Origin of the sequence: Serratia sp. 201, assembly GCF_037027545.1 — a bacterium.
Taxonomy (GTDB): domain Bacteria; phylum Pseudomonadota; class Gammaproteobacteria; order Enterobacterales; family Enterobacteriaceae; genus Serratia; species Serratia bockelmannii.
The window spans coordinates 315,934-332,714 of sequence record NZ_JAXCHC010000002.1 but is presented as its reverse complement, the minus strand read 5'-3'; the positions used below and the strand labels follow the sequence as shown (position 1 = coordinate 332,714).

14 protein-coding genes, 4 tRNA genes and 2 other RNA genes are annotated in these 16,781 nt (G+C 62.2%); 13 read left to right on the top strand and 7 right to left on the bottom strand.

Annotation, left to right across the window (positions count from 1 at the left end; all coding sequences use genetic code 11):
• Positions 1–28 precede the first annotated feature (28 nt).
• Complete coding sequence (gene gltX, locus WA302_RS09860; protein ID WP_025303764.1) at positions 29–1,444, bottom strand: glutamate--tRNA ligase; 1,416 nt, start codon at positions 1,442–1,444, stop codon at positions 29–31.
• A 294-nt stretch (positions 1,445–1,738) separates the two neighbouring features.
• On the opposite strand from gltX, the gene WA302_RS09855 reads away from it, so the two are divergent.
• The 10 genes from WA302_RS09855 (at position 1,739) to WA302_RS09810 (ending at position 6,860) form a co-directional block, all read left to right on the top strand.
• A tRNA-Val gene (locus tag WA302_RS09855) sits at positions 1,739–1,814 on the top strand.
• 28 nt (positions 1,815–1,842) lie between these two features.
• Positions 1,843–1,918, top strand: a tRNA-Val gene (locus WA302_RS09850).
• 38 nt (positions 1,919–1,956) lie between these two features.
• Positions 1,957–2,032, top strand: a tRNA-Val gene (locus WA302_RS09845).
• Positions 2,033–2,039: 7 nt separating this feature from the next.
• Positions 2,040–2,115: transfer RNA gene (locus WA302_RS09840), tRNA-Lys, on the top strand.
• Positions 2,116–2,189: 74 nt separating this feature from the next.
• Positions 2,190–2,313, top strand: a non-coding RNA gene (locus tag WA302_RS09835) — RtT sRNA.
• 75 nt (positions 2,314–2,388) lie between these two features.
• A non-coding RNA gene (locus tag WA302_RS09830) (RtT sRNA) lies at positions 2,389–2,513 on the top strand.
• Positions 2,514–2,720: 207 nt separating this feature from the next.
• Positions 2,721–3,728, top strand: coding sequence for a Fe2+-enterobactin ABC transporter substrate-binding protein (fepB, locus tag WA302_RS09825; protein WP_197759447.1), 1,008 nt, complete (start codon positions 2,721–2,723; stop codon positions 3,726–3,728).
• 215 nt (positions 3,729–3,943) lie between these two features.
• Positions 3,944–4,999: a Fe(3+)-siderophore ABC transporter permease gene (gene fepD / locus WA302_RS09820; protein ID WP_141998620.1), complete on the top strand. Its 1,056-nt coding sequence runs from the start codon at positions 3,944–3,946 to the stop codon at positions 4,997–4,999.
• The gene (gene fepG / locus WA302_RS09815) at positions 4,999–6,036 is read left to right on the top strand and encodes an iron-enterobactin ABC transporter permease (protein ID WP_049205407.1); all 1,038 of its coding nucleotides are present in this window, start codon (positions 4,999–5,001) and stop codon (positions 6,034–6,036) included. The genes fepD and fepG overlap by 1 nt, the downstream gene beginning before the upstream one ends.
• Positions 6,037–6,053: 17 nt before the next feature.
• Positions 6,054–6,860 carry an ABC transporter ATP-binding protein gene (locus WA302_RS09810; RefSeq protein ID WP_004936408.1) on the top strand — a complete coding sequence of 269 codons (807 nt, stop codon included), beginning with the start codon at positions 6,054–6,056 and terminating at the stop codon, positions 6,858–6,860.
• A 28-nt stretch (positions 6,861–6,888) separates the two neighbouring features.
• Here WA302_RS09810 and WA302_RS09805 read toward each other — a convergent pair whose 3' ends face one another.
• From WA302_RS09805 to budA, 3 genes are all read right to left on the bottom strand, one after another.
• The gene (locus tag WA302_RS09805) at positions 6,889–8,475 is read right to left on the bottom strand and encodes an ABC transporter substrate-binding protein (protein ID WP_336063730.1); all 1,587 of its coding nucleotides are present in this window, start codon (positions 8,473–8,475) and stop codon (positions 6,889–6,891) included.
• A 143-nt stretch (positions 8,476–8,618) separates the two neighbouring features.
• Positions 8,619–10,304 carry an acetolactate synthase AlsS gene (alsS, locus tag WA302_RS09800; protein ID WP_261456872.1) on the bottom strand — a complete coding sequence of 562 codons (1,686 nt, stop codon included), beginning with the start codon at positions 10,302–10,304 and terminating at the stop codon, positions 8,619–8,621.
• 32 nt (positions 10,305–10,336) lie between these two features.
• Complete coding sequence (budA, locus tag WA302_RS09795) at positions 10,337–11,116, bottom strand: acetolactate decarboxylase (RefSeq protein ID WP_060448000.1); 780 nt, start codon at positions 11,114–11,116, stop codon at positions 10,337–10,339.
• 450 nt (positions 11,117–11,566) lie between these two features.
• Here budA and WA302_RS09790 point away from each other — a divergent pair, with 450 nt between their 5' ends.
• Positions 11,567–12,469 carry a LysR family transcriptional regulator gene (locus tag WA302_RS09790; protein ID WP_043140312.1) on the top strand — a complete coding sequence of 301 codons (903 nt, stop codon included), beginning with the start codon at positions 11,567–11,569 and terminating at the stop codon, positions 12,467–12,469.
• Here the strand turns inward: WA302_RS09790 and eutC are convergent.
• Positions 12,448–13,239, bottom strand: coding sequence for an ethanolamine ammonia-lyase subunit EutC (eutC, locus tag WA302_RS09785; RefSeq protein WP_043140316.1), 792 nt, complete (start codon positions 13,237–13,239; stop codon positions 12,448–12,450). The two genes, WA302_RS09790 and eutC, sit on opposite strands and share 22 nt — an antisense overlap.
• Positions 13,236–14,621 (bottom strand): ethanolamine ammonia-lyase subunit EutB, encoded by a 1,386-nt coding sequence (locus WA302_RS09780; RefSeq protein ID WP_043140320.1) that lies wholly within the window; start codon positions 14,619–14,621, stop codon positions 13,236–13,238. Before WA302_RS09780 ends, eutC begins: the two co-directional genes overlap by 4 nt.
• A gap of 159 nt (positions 14,622–14,780) precedes the next feature.
• Between WA302_RS09780 and WA302_RS09775 the strand changes: the two genes are divergently transcribed.
• Together WA302_RS09775 and WA302_RS09770 are read left to right on the top strand one after the other, a co-directional pair.
• Positions 14,781–15,329 carry a nucleotidyltransferase family protein gene (locus WA302_RS09775; RefSeq protein WP_043140323.1) on the top strand — a complete coding sequence of 183 codons (549 nt, stop codon included), beginning with the start codon at positions 14,781–14,783 and terminating at the stop codon, positions 15,327–15,329.
• Positions 15,330–15,381: 52 nt separating this feature from the next.
• The gene (locus WA302_RS09770) at positions 15,382–15,849 is read left to right on the top strand and encodes a FlxA-like family protein (RefSeq protein ID WP_043140327.1); all 468 of its coding nucleotides are present in this window, start codon (positions 15,382–15,384) and stop codon (positions 15,847–15,849) included.
• A 1-nt stretch (position 15,850) separates the two neighbouring features.
• Here the strand turns inward: WA302_RS09770 and WA302_RS09765 are convergent, their stop codons facing one another.
• Positions 15,851–16,771, bottom strand: a complete 921-nt coding sequence (locus WA302_RS09765; RefSeq protein WP_049209340.1) for a LysR family transcriptional regulator — start codon at positions 16,769–16,771, stop codon at positions 15,851–15,853.
• Between the last annotated feature and the right edge of the window lie 10 nt (positions 16,772–16,781).

Sequence of the window (16,781 nt, the reverse complement as noted above, 5' to 3'; positions counted from 1 at the left end):
CTTTTTCATTTACGGCGTATCAGCCTAATCAGGCCTGGGCTTCACGCTCGGCGATGTAAGCCAGCGCCATATCGATACGCTGCAGCGAGCGCTTCTGGCCGATCGCATGCACGGTCACGTCCATGCCCGGCGACTGGCCGGCGCCGGTCACCGCGACGCGCAGCGGCATGCCGACTTTGCCCATGCCGACACCCAGCTCATCCGCCGTGCCCTGAATGGCGTCGTGCACATTTTCCGGCGTCCAGACGGTGATGGCGGCCAGCTTGGCACGCACCGCTTCCAGCGGCTGACGCGCGACCGGGCGCAGGTGCTTCTTGGCGGCGTCGGCGTCGAACTCGCTGAAGTCTTCGTAGAAGTAACGGCAAGACTCCGCCATCTCTTTCAGCGTCTTGCAACGCTCGCCCAGCAGCTTGACAAGGTCTTTCAGTTCCGGACCGTTGCGGGTTTCAATGCCCAGTTGCTCAACGTGCCATGCCAGATGCACCGCCACTTCTTCCGCCGGCATATGGTTGATGTAGTGGTGGTTCAGCCACTGCAGCTTCTCGGTGTTGAAGGCGCTGGCGGATTTGTTGATCGCTTCCAGCGTGAAGAACTCTTTCATCTCATCGATGGAGAAGATCTCCTGATCGCCATGGGACCAACCCAGGCGCACCAGGTAGTTCAGCAGCGCCTGCGGCAGATAGCCGTCGTCGCGGTATTGCATCACGCCCACGGCGCCGTGGCGTTTGGACAGCTTTTTACCGTCGTCGCCGAGGATCATCGACACGTGCGCATATTCCGGCACCGGCGCACCCAGCGCTTTGAGAATGTTGATCTGGCGTGGGGTGTTGTTGATGTGGTCTTCACCACGGATCACATGGGTGATTTCCATATCCCAGTCATCGACGACGACGCAGAAGTTATAGGTTGGCGAACCGTCGGTGCGGCGGATGATCAGATCGTCCAGCTCCTGGTTGCTGAATTCGATCGGGCCGCGAATTTTGTCGTCGAAGATCACCGACCCTTCCTGCGGATTGCGGAAACGCACCACGTGCGGCTCGTCGTCGGTGTGGCTGCACTGGCTGTCGCGGCAGTGGCCGTCGTAACGTGGCTTCTCGCCATTTTCCATCTGCTTCTCGCGCAGCGCTTCCAGACGTTCCTTGGAGCAATAGCATTTATAGGCCGTGCCCTGCTCCAGCATCTCGTCGATGACCGCGTTGTAGCGATCGAAACGCTTGGTCTGGAAATACGGGCCTTCATCCCAATCCAGGTTCAACCAGTTCATGCCATCCATAATTGCGTCGATCGCGTCCTGGGTCGAACGTTCCAGATCGGTATCTTCGATACGCAGAACGAACTCACCGCCCGCATGGCGGCTGAACAACCAGGAGTAAAGTGCGGTACGCGCGCCGCCGACGTGGAGATAGCCGGTCGGGCTCGGTGCAAAACGGGTTTTGATTTTCATTGGGTTCACTGCCTTATTACGCAACGCGTGTCGGCGATGGCCGACGATTGCTCGGAATTGAAAAAAGAGTGGACGACATTGTATCACCACGCGCTAATTCCTCAACGCCGACACGATATTGCGCCGGTCGATTTCGCGCGTTTTGCGGCGAGTTTCGCAGAGCGTTGCGCAAAGAATCGGCGCTGCTGGCGATAATTATCGCGCCCTGCCTAAATTTGCGGCGAACGATTGAAATCATTTTAAAAAGCGTTGACTCACTTTGAACTATCCCTATAATGCGACTCCAACAAGACGGGGCGATTAGCTCAGTTGGTAGAGCATCTCCTTTACACGGAGGGGGTCGGCGGTTCGAGCCCGTCATCGCCCACCATCTTGTTGAGAAAAATGAGAACGAATGAGGGTGATTAGCTCAGTTGGTAGAGCATCTCCTTTACACGGAGGGGGTCGGCGGTTCGAGCCCGTCATCACCCACCATCATTCTCTCGTTTAGCAGTACCTGGAAGTCCTGAAGTGGGTGATTAGCTCAGTTGGTAGAGCATCTCCTTTACACGGAGGGGGTCGGCGGTTCGAGCCCGTCATCACCCACCACTTCTGCGGGTCGTTAGCTCAGTTGGTAGAGCAGTTGACTTTTAATCAATTGGTCGCAGGTTCGAATCCTGCACGACCCACCAATTCAGAAAAAAGCGCCTTTTGGCGCTTTTTTCGTTTCTGCACCATCCGACTCTGACTTCATCTTTCGCCGGCATAGTTTACCGAGTCGTGCAGGATGAAGAACCGTAGAGGTTCGAGCATCGCGCAGCGATACGACAACGCGCAGCGTTGCCCGTAGGGTGAGGCCACAGGCCGAATCAATCCTGCACGACCCACCAATTCAGAAAAAAGCGCCTTTTGGCGCTTTTTTCGTTTCTGCGCCACCTGACTCTGCCTTTATCTTCTTACTGACATGGCCCACTGAGTCGTGCGGGTGAGATCCTGCGTTCAGGTTCGAGCATCGCGCAGCGATACGACAACGCGCAGCGTTGCCCGTAGGGTGAGGCCACAGGCCGAATCAATCCTGCACGACCCACCCATTCAGGAAAAAGCGCCTTTGGGCGCTTTTTTCGTTTCTGCCTCACTCACTGCCCCTATCTCCTTATTCTTTCTGTATTCACTACGCGCTGAGATACGAATGGTTATCATTTTGGCGGCTTGAATGGTAAATTAGCGGGCATCCACCACGCAGCCAATCCGCCGCCGGATTGATACGCCTTAGTTCAAGGAAAGAAAGAGCCCGCTCATGACCCTATCCTTACGCCAGCTGTTCATTGCATTCATCGCCACTTCCAGCCTGTTGCTCAGCGGCTGTGGCCCGGACGACAAGAGCGACGGGCAGAAACCGTCCGCCCCCGCTGCCGACAGCAGTTGGCCGCGCACCATCGATAGCGCCAAAGGGAAGTTCACGCTGGAAAAACCGCCGCTGCGCATCGTGTCCACCAGCGTCACCATCACCGGTACGCTGCTGGCGATCGACGCCCCGGTGGTCGCCAGCGCCGCCACCAGCCCAAATCCCCTGGTGGCCGATAAACAAGGCTTCTTTACCCAGTGGAGCGAAGTGGCCAAACAGCGCCACGTCGAACGGCTGTATCAGGTGGAGCCCAATGCCGAAGCCGTCGCCGCTGCCGCGCCGGATTTGATCGTCGTCGCCGCCACCGGCGGGGATTCAGCGCTGAAGCTGTACGATCAGCTGTCCGCCATTGCGCCGACGTTAGTACTCGATTATGGCGACAAAAGCTGGCAACAGCTGGCCAGCGAGCTCGGTGAGATCACCGGTCACGAAGCCGGCGCCAAACAGGCGGAGGATCGTTTCGAACAGCGCGTGGAGCAAGTGAAGCATGCGATCGCGCTGCCGCCGCAGCCGACCACGCCGCTGGTGTATGCCGACAACGGCCGCGAGGCCATGCTGTGGACACCGGGCTCCGCCCAGGGCAAGCTGCTCACCCAGCTTGGCTTCCAATTGGCCATCCCGCCGGAAAGCGCCAAAGGCAACGCCAGCATGGGTAAACGCCATGACATCATCCAGATCTCCGGCGAAAAAATGGCCGAAGGCCTGAACGGCAAAACCCTGATCCTGTTCGCCACCAATGAGCGCAAAGTGCAAGAGGTGCTGACCAACCCGTTCCTTAAACATCTGGAGCCGGTGGAACAGCGGCACGTCTATGCCGTCGGCAACGACACCTTCCGCCTCGATTATTACAGCGCCACCAACATGCTGAACCAAATCGAACGGCTGTTCAAAAAACCCTGAGCCACATCGTCGGCAGGCCAGACGCCTGCCGACGCTTTCCGCAAGCGGGGCGATAGTTCACATTCAATCAATTGAAATATCAATAGTTATTAACATCGTCAACGCACCTTTGCCACCAACCGGCGGGTGCATGCGGGTGTTAACTCGTGCTACTATTGCCACCCCGCATGAACGCAAATAACAATGAGAATAAAAATCATACAGGAGTTACCGGTGTGAACGTACCCACTCCGACTGAGCGGACGCTTTCGTCCGCACCGCACGCAGCTTACGCCAGTGGCTTCAAACGCATCGCCGGGTTCGGTATCGGTTTGGTGCTGTTGCTGCTGTGCATCATTGCCAGCCTGATGCTGGGTTCCAAGGCCATCCCCTTCCATACCGTCTGGCTCAGCCTGCAGGGCGCCGCGAGCGGTTCCGACAGCACCATCATTCTCAACGCCCGGGTGCCCCGTACGCTGGCGGGCATTTTAGCCGGCATGGCGCTCGGCGCCGCCGGCGCGCTGATTCAGGCGTTGACGCGCAATCCGCTGGCCGATCCCGGCGTGCTCGGCATCAACGCCGGCGCCAGCTTCGCCGTGGTCATCGGCATCATGTTTTTCGGCGCCGCCACCACTGAAAGCTATATGGCCTATGCCTTCGTCGGCGCTGCCCTCACCACCCTGCTGGTCTACCTGATCGGCACGCTGGCGGGCGGGCGCATCAACCCGGTGCGGCTGACGCTGGCCGGCGTGGCGATCGGCGCGGTTTTGATCGGCATCACCACCGGGCTGTCGCTGATCGATCCGCAAACCTTCGACCAACTGCGCTTCTGGCAGGCCGGCACGCTGGATATCCGCACGCTGTCCACGCTGCCGGTCACCGCCCCCGCCATTTTGCTCGGCTGCCTGCTGACGCTGCTCATCGCCCGGCCGCTGAATACCATCGGTATGGGGGAAGATTTGGCTATCGCGCTCGGCGCGCGCGTAGTGCTGACTCAGATTGTCGCGGTGATCGCCATCACGCTGCTGTGCGGCGCGGCGACCGCCACCGTCGGCCCAATCAGTTTCATCGGCCTGATGGTGCCGCATATCGCCCGCTGGTGGGTCGGCCCCGACCAGCGCTGGATCCTGCCCTACTCCATGCTGCTGGCGCCGATTTTACTGCTGTGCGCCGACGTGGTCGGCCGCTTGCTGGCGGCCGGTGAACTGCGGGTTTCCATCGTGGCGGCCTTCATCGGCGCGCCGGTGCTGATCTGGCTGGTGCGCCGCAAGAAAACGCTGGGGGGTCTGTGATGAGTCTGCCCCACACGTTGCATATCGGCCGCCCGGACGGCGTCATCAACTGGCGCATGCCGCTGCGCCTGCTGCTGGTCAATCTTTCGCTGCTGGCGTTGTGCCTGGCGATGGCCGTTGCCGCGCTGTGCTACGGCACACTGCAACTTTCGCTGGAACAGGTCTTTGCCGCGCTCAGCGGCGAGGCGCCGAAAAATCTGGTCACCGTGGTCACCCAATGGCGTTTGCCGCGTATCGCCATGGCACTGTTGTTAGGCGGCGCGCTCGGCATGAGCGGTGCCATCTTCCAGTCGATTATCCGCAACCCGCTCGGCAGCCCGGACGTGATTGGCTTTAACATGGGGGCTTACACCGGCGCGCTGATCGCCATCACCCTGTTCAACGGCGGCTATTACTACATCGCCGGCGGCGCGCTGGCCGGCGGCATTCTCGCCGCGCTGGCCATCTACCTGCTGGCCTGGCGGCAAGGCATCGCCGGCTTCCGGCTGATCATCGTCGGCATCGCCATCAGCGCGGTCTTGGTCTCCACCAATACCTGGCTGATCATCACCGCTTCGCTGGAGCGCGCCATGGACGCCGCCATGTGGCAGGCCGGTTCGCTCAACGGCATGACCTGGCAGAAAGCCCAGCCCGCCACGGCGTTCATCGTGCTGGCGGCCGCGGCCGCACTGCTGATGGGCAAACGGCTGCAGCTATTGGAAATGGGCGACGACACGGCGCGCGCGCTGGGCGTGAACGCCGAAGGCAGCCGGCTGTGGCTGATGTTGTTCGGCGTTACCCTCACCGCCGCCGTCACCGCCACCGCCGGGCCGATTTCCTTTATCGCGCTGGCGGCGCCGCAGATCGCCCGCCGCCTGGCCGGACAATCCTCGGTCACCCTGACGTCATCGGCGCTGATGGGCGCAGCGCTGCTGCTCAGCGCCGACGTGGTGTCCCAACATCTTTTCGCGCCGATCCAACTGCCGGTCGGGGTCGTGACCGTCTGCATCGGCGGCCTGTACCTGATTTGGCTGCTCATCCGTGAGGCCCGCAGATAATGAAGAGTGATAATGCCATGAGCCACCGCCTGCACGCCTCGCACCTGAAGCTGGGCTACGACAATAAAATCATCGCTGACGATCTGAGCGTGGCGATCCCCGATGGCGCCTTCACGGTGATCGTCGGGCCGAACGCCTGCGGCAAATCGACGCTGCTGCGCGCCCTGTGCCGCCTGCTGAAACCCAGCGCCGGCGAGGTGATGCTGGACGGCAAAAACATCAGCAGCTTCGCCACCAAGGCGCTGGCGCGCGAGCTTGGCCTGCTGCCGCAAACCTCGATCGCACCGGACAGCATTACCGTGGCGGACCTGGTGTCGCGCGGCCGCTATCCGCACCAGAGCCTGTTGAAACAGTGGACGCAGGCCGACAAACAGGCGGTGGAAGCCGCCATGGCGGCCACCAACGTCAGCCAGCTGGCGGATCGCAGCGTCGACGAGCTGTCCGGCGGACAGCGACAGCGCGTCTGGGTGGCGATGGCGTTGGCGCAGCAAACGCCGCTGCTGCTGCTGGATGAACCGACCACCTACCTCGACATCGCGCACCAAATAGAGCTGCTGGATCTGTTCCGCCAGCTCAACCGCGAGCGCGGCCAAACCCTCATCGCGGTGCTGCACGATCTCAACCACGCCTGCCGCTATGCCGATCACATCATCGCCATGCGCGACGGCAAGATCGTGGCTGAGGGGAAACCGGCGGAGATCATTACCGCCGAGCTGGTGGAACGGGTGTTCGGCATGCCATGCATGATCATCGACGATCCGCTGTCCCACACGCCGCTGGTGATCCCGCGCGGCCGCTACCACTGCGACGCGCCGCAGGCATGAAAAAGGCCGGGTTAACCCGGCCTGTGCCTTATTTCTCCAGCGACACCTGCTTGAAGATGTGTTTGCCGAACGGGTCTATTTCGTAGCCTTTCACTTCCTTGCGCACCGGTTCGAAGATGGTCGAGTGCGCGATCATCAGCGCCGGCATCTGATCGTGCATCATCACCTGCGCCTGCTGGTACATCGCCACCCGCTTGGCATGATCGTTCTCTTCACGCGCCTGCAGGATCAGCTGGTCGAACGGTTTGTAGCACCATTCCGCCGAGTTGGAGCCGCCGAGCGAAGCGCAGGTGAACAGCGGGCCGAAGAAGTTGTCTGGATCGCCGTTGGCGGTGGTCCAGCCCATCAGCGCGGTCTGGTGTTCGCCGTTTTTAATCCGCTGTAAATACTCGCCCCACTCGAAGGTAACGATTTTGGCGCGCACGCCGATTTTAGCCCAGTCGGCCTGGATCATCTCCGCCATGCGCTTGGCGTTGGGGTTGTAGGGCCGCTGCACCGGCATCGCCCACAGATCGATGTCAAACCCCTGCCCCAGCCCGGCCTCCTGCAACAGCTGCTTCGCCCGCTCCGGCGAATACGGGTAGTCTTCAAGCTGCGCGTTGCTACCCCATTGGGCCGGCGGCAGCAGGTTCTTGGCCGGCTGGCCGGCGCCGTGGAACACCGCCTCGATGATCGCCGGCTTGTTGACCGCCAGCGCCAACGCCTGGCGCACCTTAACGTTATCCAACGGTTTCTTCTGGGTGTTGAACGCCAGGAAGCCGATATTCAAGCCGGATTTTTCCATTACCTGAAGGTTGCCGTCCTGCCGCATGCGCGCCAGATCCGCCGGGTTGGGGAACGGCATCACCTGGCACTCGTTCTTTTGCAGCTTGGCGTAACGCACCGTCGCATCCGGCGTGATCGAAAACACCAGCCGATCGATTTTCGGCTTGCCTTCCCAGTAACGATCGAACGCCTTGTAGAGGATTTTCGCGTCCTTCTGGTACTGCACCAGCTGGAACGGCCCGGTGCCGATCGGATCGTTGTCCACCCGCTGCGGCGTGCCGGCCTTCAGCATCGCGTCGGCATATTCCGCCGATAAAATGGTGGCGAAATACATGCCCAGATCGGCGACGAACGGCGCCTCGGCGCGGGAGAGTTCAAAGCGCACGGTGTGCTCGTCCACCTTGACGATCCGGTCAATCAGCGTGCCGAACTCCATCGACTCGAAGTTGGTGTAGGCGCCGTTGGAGACCTTGTGATACGGGTTGTTGGCGTCCTTCTGGCGCATAAACGAGAAGATGACGTCATCGGCGTTGAAATCGCGGGTGGGCGTGAAATATTTATTGCTCTGGAATGCCACGCCCTTGCGCAGATGGAAGGTATAGCGCTTGCCGTCTTCGCTCACCTCCCAGCTTTCCGCCAGGCTGGGTTGCAGCTCGACGGTGCCGGGTTTGAAATCCACCAACCGGTTGTAGATCGCCGCCGAACTGGCGTCTACCGTGGTACCGGAGGTGAACAGCTGCGGGTTGAAGCCTTCCGGCGAGCCTTCGGAACAGTAGACCAGCGTATTGGCCCGCGCGCCGCCGGCAATCGCCAACGCCAGCAGCCCGATCGTTATTGCTTTTCTTTTCATTGCGCTATCCCCAGTGGTGAAAAAACAGCCGAACGGATAGCAATAAATCATGCAGTTAGCGATGTAAAGGACAAATTCCGCGCATAAAAACGGGCAGGCGCGCAAGCGGCCTGCCCCGGTGAAACGGCGCGAGGATGATGAAATTAAATCATCTGGCTGAAGTTCATCTGCGCCATCAGCTTATAGTTATCGGCGTAGTCGACCGGAATGGCCACCACCACCGGCCCCTGGATCTCCATCGCCTTGCGCAGCATCGGCCGCAGATCTTCCACCGACTGCACGGCAAAACCGACCGCGCCGCAGGATTCCGCGTAGGCCTTGAAGTCTATCGGCCCGAACTCCACGCCGGATTTGCGCTGGTATTTGTTCACTTCCTGCATTTCCACCATGTTGTAAGCGTTATCGACCCAGATCACGTGCACGATGTTGTTTTTCAGCCGCACCGCGGTCTCCAGCTCCATGCTCGACTGCATGAAGCCACCGTCGCCGGAGATTGACACCACCTTGTCGCCGGGGCGCACCAGCGCCGCGCCAATGGCCCACGGCAGCGCTACCCCCATGGTTTGCTGGCCGTTGGAGATCAACAGCTGGCGAGCGCGGAAGCTGTAAAGATAGCGGGCGATCCAGATGTGGAAACTGCCCATGTCCACGCACAGCGTCACGTCGTCGCTGACGATGTCCTGCAGCTCCTTGACGATGCGCAGCGGGTGGATCGGCATGCCGCCGCGGCGAGCGGCGCGCTCCGCCAGTTCAGTGCGCTGGCGGCCGAGATCGGTGAGGATCAGCTCCACCTCCGGCGGCACGCAGACCGCCTCAGTGAACGCTTCGGTCATCATGTTCAGCGTGGCGCTGATGTTGCCCACCAGCTCGACGTCCGGCCGATAGCAGGTATCGATGTCCGCCGGCAGCACGTCGATATGCACCAGCTTCAGCCGCCCGTGGCTGTTCCACATGCACGGATCGTATTCGATCGGATCGTAGCCGACGCTGACCACCAGATCGGCCTTTTGCAACAGCTGATCGGCCGGCTGGTTGTTGAACAGGCCGACGCGGCCGGCGAAACGGGCAAAGTGATTGACGTCAATCACCCCCGCCGCCTGATAGGTGCCAACCACCGGCATATGGGTGCGGTACAGCAGATGGCGCACCGCCTCGCTGTTCTCCGGCCGGCTGGCCTGCAAGCCCAGCAGCAGCACCGGGCATTTGGCCTGGCGGATCATTTTCACCGCCGCCTGAATGTCGTCCGCCGCCGCGGCCCCCATGCGCGGCAAGCGGCAGCCCGCCAGCACCGGCGCGCTGACCGGTTCATTGACGATATCCATCGGCAGGCTGACGAACGACGCCCCCGGCCGGCCGAACTCGGCGCGGCGGAAGGCGTTGGCGATCACCTCGGAAATCGCCGAACCGGCATGCACTTCGGCGCAGTACTTGGTCACCGGCCGGAACATGCTGACGGTATCCATGCTCTGGTGCGTCTGCTTCAGGCTGTCGGCGCGCTTCACCGCCCCGCCGAAGGCCACCACCGCATCCCCTTCCGAGGTGGCGGTTGCCAGCCCGGTGATCAGGTTGGAGCTGCCCGGCCCGGAGGTGACCAGCGCCACCCCGGCCTTGCCGGTCAGGCGGCCGACCGCCGCCGCCATAAAGGCCGCGTTGGCCTCATGCCGCACCACCACCGTTTCGATCGATGGCGCGTCCTCCAGCGAATCGAACACCCGGTCGATCTTGGCGCCCGGAATGCCGAAAACGTGTTTGACGCCCTGCGCTTCCAGGTTTTTCACCACCAAATCGGCGCCGCATTGCCAGTCATTGCCTGTTTTTTCCTGTGCCATGGTTCCACCTCCTAAGAAAACGATCGCCGGGGTTAACCCTCGGCGGAACGAATCGCGCGATCCAAATCCTCTGGGCAGAGGTTGGCGCGCAAGAAATCCGCATCATGCGGCAACTGAAGATTGAGACGGGTGATGACGCCGAACTGCAAACGGCCATGATCGAGCTGGTAGTCCAGCACGTGGCCGCCGCCGCTGCGATCGTCAGTAACGAAGTGTTCGTGATAGCCGGCCACGCCGATGCCCTGCATGTAATCCGGCGAGCGGAAGCCGACCAGCGTGCCGCGCCGCTGATGGAACGAGAAGGTCGGCTGCTCTTCTATCGCTTCCAGCATTGGGCGGTAAGGCCGTTCCTGACGCGGTACGGTGCGGGTTTCGACATGGCTGAACTCACCGTCCACCCGCACCGCGCAGAACAGGTTCGGCGAGGCGACCTGTTCGTCGATGCACTGGTGCAGCTGTGCCTTGGTGATCGGCCGGTCGAATTGCTGGCTGACGCTGGGCTGGAAAAAGGTGACGACGGCGAAGGGGGTTTTCTGTTGCAGGCAGGCCGGCCGGGCGCTGCCGTCGGCGCGCAGCTGGTGTATTTCCCGATCGAAAGCGATCAGTTCACCGTCCAGATGATTGAAGGTGCCGAGGCCGAAGTTGCCGTGTTTGAGCAACTCGGCAATGGTGGTTTCGCCCTCGTAGACCCCGTCGATGAGCGCGCTCATCAGCGAGATTTGATAGATTTCGCCCTCCCCGGCGTTGATCGACTGCCTGGCAAAACCCTGCGCCAAATGGCGCGCACAGGAACACCCGTGTTTTTCGTTCATGACTAACTCCTCCACCAGCGCGGGATCGCGGTTCCGCGCGTTCAAAAGACCCACCGACGGCGGGCCAAGATGCCTCTCAGGCGCGTTCATCAGTTGGAACGATTCAGCCTGAGGCGACAAAAAAACCGGCACGGCTGGCCGGCCGATATCCAGAGTCAACAGCATGATGAGTGAAAGTAAAGGCTCACTAATCATTAATGCTGGATCGGATATCAAATTGAACGGTTAATCTGGTGTTGGAGCGACTATCAACTCCGCAGGCGGCTCGCGCAGCCTGGGAAAAACATCTGTTATTTAGTGCTAAGCGCCGCGAGGTTTATGCGTTTTCTCTCTATACGGCCGGGATAAGGCGGCGTTGAAGCCCGTCGTCAACCCGCAGCCAGAGTAGCCGCCGCGCCGCCGGCAGAGAAGCGGGTATTCATAAGAAACGCTTTTGCATATAATGCAAAAATGAATGACGCCCGCTATGTAGAACATCTGCCAATTTTTCTCGACGTGGCCCACCTGGGCAGCTTTTCCGCCGCCGCGCGCCAGCTGGGTATGGTGCCTTCTTCGCTGGTGCGCCATATCGATGCGCTGGAAAGCGCGCTCGGCGCGACGCTGTTCGTGCGCTCCACCCGCGGCCTGTTGCTGACCGACGCCGGCGAGCTGCTGCTGACACGCGCCGCCGCGCTGATGACGGACATTACCGGCCTTCGCGCCGAGCTGAACGCGCTGAACGAAACGCCGCAGGGCACGCTGCGCATCAGTTGCCTGCCGACCTTCGGCAAAACCTATGTGCTACCGCTGCTGCCGACGCTGGCGGAACGGTACCCTCAGCTGTGGGTCGATCTCGATCTGACCGAACGCCAGACCGATCCGACCCAGGAACGGCTGGACGCCGCCATCCGCATCGGCGAGCAGAAGGACAGCGCGCTGTACGCCAGCCGCATCGCCACCCAACGCTGGGTAATGTGCGCCAGCCCCGCCTACGTCGCCCGCTATGGCCTGCCGAGCGATCTGGAGGCGCTGCCGCAGCACCGGCTGATCGCCCGCTACCACAAGCAGCAGCCGGCCTGCTGGGCGCAGATCCTCGACGCGGCGCTGATGAGCCGCTGCACCATGGCGCTGCGCTGCGACGACTTCACCGCGCAGCGTCAGGCCGCACTGCTCGGGCTCGGCATCGCCTTTCTGCCCAACTGGGTGGTGGGGCCGGACGTGCAGCACGGGCAACTGGTGCAAATGCTGGAAGATCCGCGCCATGAGCAGCAAGGCATCTATCTGCTGCGCCCGATGGCGAAGGTGTCCGCCCGGCTGGCTGCCTTCACTGCCCTGCTGCAGCAAACCATCGGTCAGCCGCCCAGCTGGGGGTAAAGCGGCGTCACTCGTCCATGCAGGGCCGGGTTGTCGCTCTCGTCCTTCAGCTCGATGCCGCTCAGCCGCCGCTGGAACGCCTGCTCCAGCAGCCAGGCCAGGCGGAACGCCGCCTGCGGGTAATCCAGCCCCTCGGGCCGTACGTTGGAAATACAGTTGCGCTCGGCGTCCGTTCTGCGCGCGCTCGGTCCCCAGGTCAAATAGATGCCCAGACTGTCCGGCGACGACAGCCCCGGCCGTTCGCCGATCAGCATCGCCACCGCCCGAGCCTGCAGGCATTCACCGATCTCATCCCCCAGCGCCACCCGCGCCTGATGCGCCAGCACCACCGGTGCCACGGTCAGCCCCAGCGTATCGAGATAGGGCCGCAGCGCTTGCAGCAACGGCAGCGCCTGGCGGTGCACCGCCTTGGAGGAGAGGCCGTCCGCCACCGCCAGCAGCAGATCGACGCGGCGCGGCGGTAAACCAAGCAGCAGGCTGCGGCTGTCCGGCGCCAATCGCCGCCCCAGATCCGGACGGCGCAGGTAGGCGGCGCGGTCGCCAGCCTGGCTGTGCACCGCCAGCGTGGGCCAACCGGCATCGTGCAGATCCGCCGCCAGCCGCTCGCTGTCGAAAGGCTGATGCACCGCGTCGCGCGCCTGGGCATGGGCCAGGCCGAAGCGCAGCAGCTCGTCGGTCGGCAGACTGGCGCCGGTGCGCCCCAGCGCGATGCGCGCGTCGGTAAAGGCGCGCAGCGCATCCCAACTGTTGACGTGAACCGGTTTGCTCATGTCCGTTCTCCCTGCAGCGCCAGCAACAGCGGGTGATTGGCGGCGGCGTCGCGCAGCCGCCCGCGTTCGTCGGTGATGTTCATCGCCGCCAGCCAGGCGGCGAACTCCGGCGCGTGCTTCAGCCCCAGCAGCTCTCGGATATAGAGCGCGTCGTGGAACGAGGTGCTTTGGTAGTTGAGCATGATGTCATCCGCGCCCGGCACGCCGATCAGGAACGTCAACCCGGCGGCGGCCAATAGCGTCAGCAGCGTGTCCATGTCGTCCTGATCGGCTTCGGCATGGTTGGTGTAGCAGACGTCGCAACCCAGCGGCAGGCCGAGCAGCTTGCCGCAAAAGTGGTCCTCCAGCCCGGCGCGGATAATTTGTTTGCCGTCATACAGGTATTCGGGGCCGATAAACCCCACCACGGTGTTGATCAGCAGCGGTGAGAAATGGCGCGCCACCGCATAGGCACGCGCCTCACAGGTCTGCTGATCGACGCCGTGATGCGCGTTAGCCGACAGGCAACTGCCCTGCCCGGTTTCGAAGTACATCACGTTATCGCCCAACGTGCCGCGCTTGAGGCTCAGCGCCGCCTGCTGCGCCTCCGCCAGCAGCGCCAGACTGATGCCGAAACCGCGATTGGCCGCTTCGGTACCGGCGATCGACTGAAACACCAGATCCACCGGTGCGCCGCGCTCCATCAGCCGCAGCGTGTTGGTCACGTGGGTCAGCACACAGGATTGGGTGGGAATGGCGAAGCGCTGGATCACGTCGTCCAGCATGTAGTTGAGCTTTTCCAGCAGCGGCAGGCTGTCGCTGGCCGGATTGATGCCAACCACCGCGTCGCCGCTGCCGTACAGCAGGCCGTCCAGCATGCTGGCGGCGATGCCCTGCAGGCTGTCGGTCGGGTGATTGGGCTGCAGCCGCACGCTGAGGTGGCCCGGAAGACCAATCGTATTGCGAAAGCGCGTCACTACCCGGCACTTCTTCGCCACCAGGATCAGATCCTGATTGCGCATGATCTTGCTCACCGCCGCTGCCATCTCCGGCGTAATGCCGGCGGCCACCTGCGCCAGCATGGCGCTGTCGGCCTGCTCGCTCAGCAGCCAGTCGCGAAAATCGCCGACCGTGAGGTGCGAGATGGGCTCAAAAGCGGCGGCATCGTGATTATCGATAATCAGGCGCGTCACCTCGTCCTGCTCGTACGGCACCAGCGTCTGCTGCAGGAACGCCTTGAGCGGCAAATCCGCCAGCGCGATACGCGCCGCCATACGCTCTTCGGCGCTTTGCGCCGCCACCTCCGCCAGATAATCGCCGGAACGCGCAGGCGAAGCCTTCGCCATCAGCTGACGCAGATCGCCAAAGCGATAGCCGCGTTGGCCCACCGTTGCCTGATACATAACCCCCTCCCTTGCCCCGAGTGACGAGATAACAGCCCTGCACCAAGTGTAGTCAGTGGGAAAAGAAAATTATTTTGCACGCGATCGCCGCCACCACGCGTCCCCCCATTTCACCCGCCGCCGCTTCGGGTTACAGTAGCCGCGAAAACAGGAGGGGTGATGGATCCGCAACGGCAAATTATCGACTGGCTGCAACAAGATAACGCGCGCATGGCCGCCCTGCGCACCGTGCGCCGGCTCGGCCTGAATGACTGGTGCCTCGGCGCCGGCTTCGTACGCAACCTGGTGTGGGATCGGCGCCACGGCTATAGGGAGCCCACGCCGCTCAACGATATCGACGTGATCCACTTCGATGCGCAGCGTGCGGACGCCGAACGCGATCGCATGCTGGAGGCGCGGCTGCAACAGTGGCTGCCGCAGCCGTGGTCGGTCAAGAACCAGGCGCGCATGCACCTGCGCGGCGGCCGGGCGCCCTACCGCAACAGCGAAGAGGCCATCAGCTTCTGGACCGAAGTGGAAACGGCGATCGGCGCGCGCCTGAACGCCGACGACAGCATCACGCTGGTCGCCCCTTTCGGGCTCGCGGCGCTGTTCAACGACACCATTACCTTCAACGTGAAAAATGGCGATCACACGGCCTATGCCCAGCGCGTGGTCGACAAAGGCTGGCTGCTGCGCTGGCCGCGTTTGCAGCAGGTAAAGATTTAGCCGCCGCTGCCGATACCCTGAACAGCGAGATCCAGACTCAGGGAGAGCAACCATGTCGACCACCATCACCATGATCGTACCGATCAAGAATACCGTTCCCGGCGTCAGCAACGTCTTTAGCGCGCCGGGCCATCAGGGCGAATTGCTGATGGCCAAACCGGTCAACAACCAGCCGCAAGGCGGCAAGATGGAGAAAAACGAACGCGCCAACGGCAATGACGAACCGGTTAACCTCAATGAAAGCCGCGCTTCGGCGCGCATCAAGGCGCTGAACCGGCAGATTCAGGCGCTGCAGCAAAAGCTGGTGGAACTGAAGGATTCCGACGCCGATCCCAAAGAGATCGAAAAGCAGAAACAGCTGATCGAAGCGCAGATCAAGATGTTGCAAGCCGAGATCGCGCGCATCCAGAAAGAAGAAATGGAAAAGCAGCAGCAGGAGCAAATGGAAAAAGCCGCGGCGCAATCCGGCGACGGCGTAAACCGCCCAACGCCGCTCAACGCGGTGGACGTCTATATCTGAGTCAATATGCCGCGTTTTCCCGCCGGCGCTGTTGCAGCAGCGCCGCCTGCTGACGCGCCACCTGCCAGATGGCCTCCGCCGCCGGCGTCAGTGAGCGGTTCTTGCGCCGCACCAGCATCAGCGCGCGGTTAATTTCCGGCACCAGCCGCCGCACCCGGAGCCGCCCCCCTTCCGGCAACGGCAGCGCCAACGCCGGGAAAATGCTGATGCCAATCCCCTCCGCCACCATCGGGAACAGCGTGGCCGGATGGCCGATTTCCTGCACCACCTGCGCCTCCACGCCCTGCTGTCTCAGCGCACTGTCGATCAGCGGCCGGCTGCCCGACGCATAATCCTGCAACACCAGGCGGCAACCGTTCAACGCCGACCAACGCACCGCCGGCTGCGCAGCGAACGGATGATCGTCGCGGCACAGCAACAGGAAAGGTTCATGCAGCACCGCTTCGCACTCCAGATCCACCGCCTGTACCGGATCGACCACGATGCCGAAATCCACCTCGGCGTTGCGCACGCTGTGCAGCACCTGCTGCTGCGCCTGATCGCGCAGCATGATGCGGATCTCCGGATATTCACGCTCGCCGGCGGCGATGCACTGCGGCATCAGATGGGCGGAAATGGTTTGGCTCGTCGCCACCCGCACCGTGCCGCTGCGCTGTACGCCAAAGCTGCGCGCATCCAGCAACGCGGCCTGCAGCTCGTCCAGCAGCCGCTCGACCCGGTTGGCCAACCGCAGACCGGCGTCGGTCAACACCACTTCACGCGTGGTGCGATCCAGCAGCCGCACGCCGACCTCCGCTTCCAGCTCTTTCACGCTGTGGCTGACCGCCGATTGCGTCAGGCCGATCGCCTCACCGGCGCGGCTGAAGCTGCCGTGGCGGGCGATGGCGACGAACACCCGCAGCTGTTTGAGTGAGTAATTCATGTGTTTTATT

Coding starts and splice junctions, on each gene's coding strand:
- WA302_RS09770 (WP_043140327.1), top strand. CDS start 15,382: ATGTCGACCACCATCACCATGATCGTACCGATCAAGAATACCGTTCCC.
- gltX (WP_025303764.1), bottom strand. CDS start 1,444: ATGAAAATCAAAACCCGTTTTGCACCGAGCCCGACCGGCTATCTCCAC.
- fepB (WP_197759447.1), top strand. CDS start 2,721: ATGACCCTATCCTTACGCCAGCTGTTCATTGCATTCATCGCCACTTCC.
- WA302_RS09780 (WP_043140320.1), bottom strand. CDS start 14,621: ATGTATCAGGCAACGGTGGGCCAACGCGGCTATCGCTTTGGCGATCTG.
- WA302_RS09765 (WP_049209340.1), bottom strand. CDS start 16,771: ATGAATTACTCACTCAAACAGCTGCGGGTGTTCGTCGCCATCGCCCGC.
- fepG (WP_049205407.1), top strand. CDS start 4,999: ATGAGTCTGCCCCACACGTTGCATATCGGCCGCCCGGACGGCGTCATC.
- alsS (WP_261456872.1), bottom strand. CDS start 10,304: ATGGCACAGGAAAAAACAGGCAATGACTGGCAATGCGGCGCCGATTTG.
- WA302_RS09790 (WP_043140312.1), top strand. CDS start 11,567: ATGAATGACGCCCGCTATGTAGAACATCTGCCAATTTTTCTCGACGTG.
- WA302_RS09805 (WP_336063730.1), bottom strand. CDS start 8,475: ATGAAAAGAAAAGCAATAACGATCGGGCTGCTGGCGTTGGCGATTGCC.
- WA302_RS09810 (WP_004936408.1), top strand. CDS start 6,054: ATGAGCCACCGCCTGCACGCCTCGCACCTGAAGCTGGGCTACGACAAT.
- eutC (WP_043140316.1), bottom strand. CDS start 13,239: ATGAGCAAACCGGTTCACGTCAACAGTTGGGATGCGCTGCGCGCCTTT.
- WA302_RS09775 (WP_043140323.1), top strand. CDS start 14,781: ATGGATCCGCAACGGCAAATTATCGACTGGCTGCAACAAGATAACGCG.
- budA (WP_060448000.1), bottom strand. CDS start 11,116: ATGAACGAAAAACACGGGTGTTCCTGTGCGCGCCATTTGGCGCAGGGT.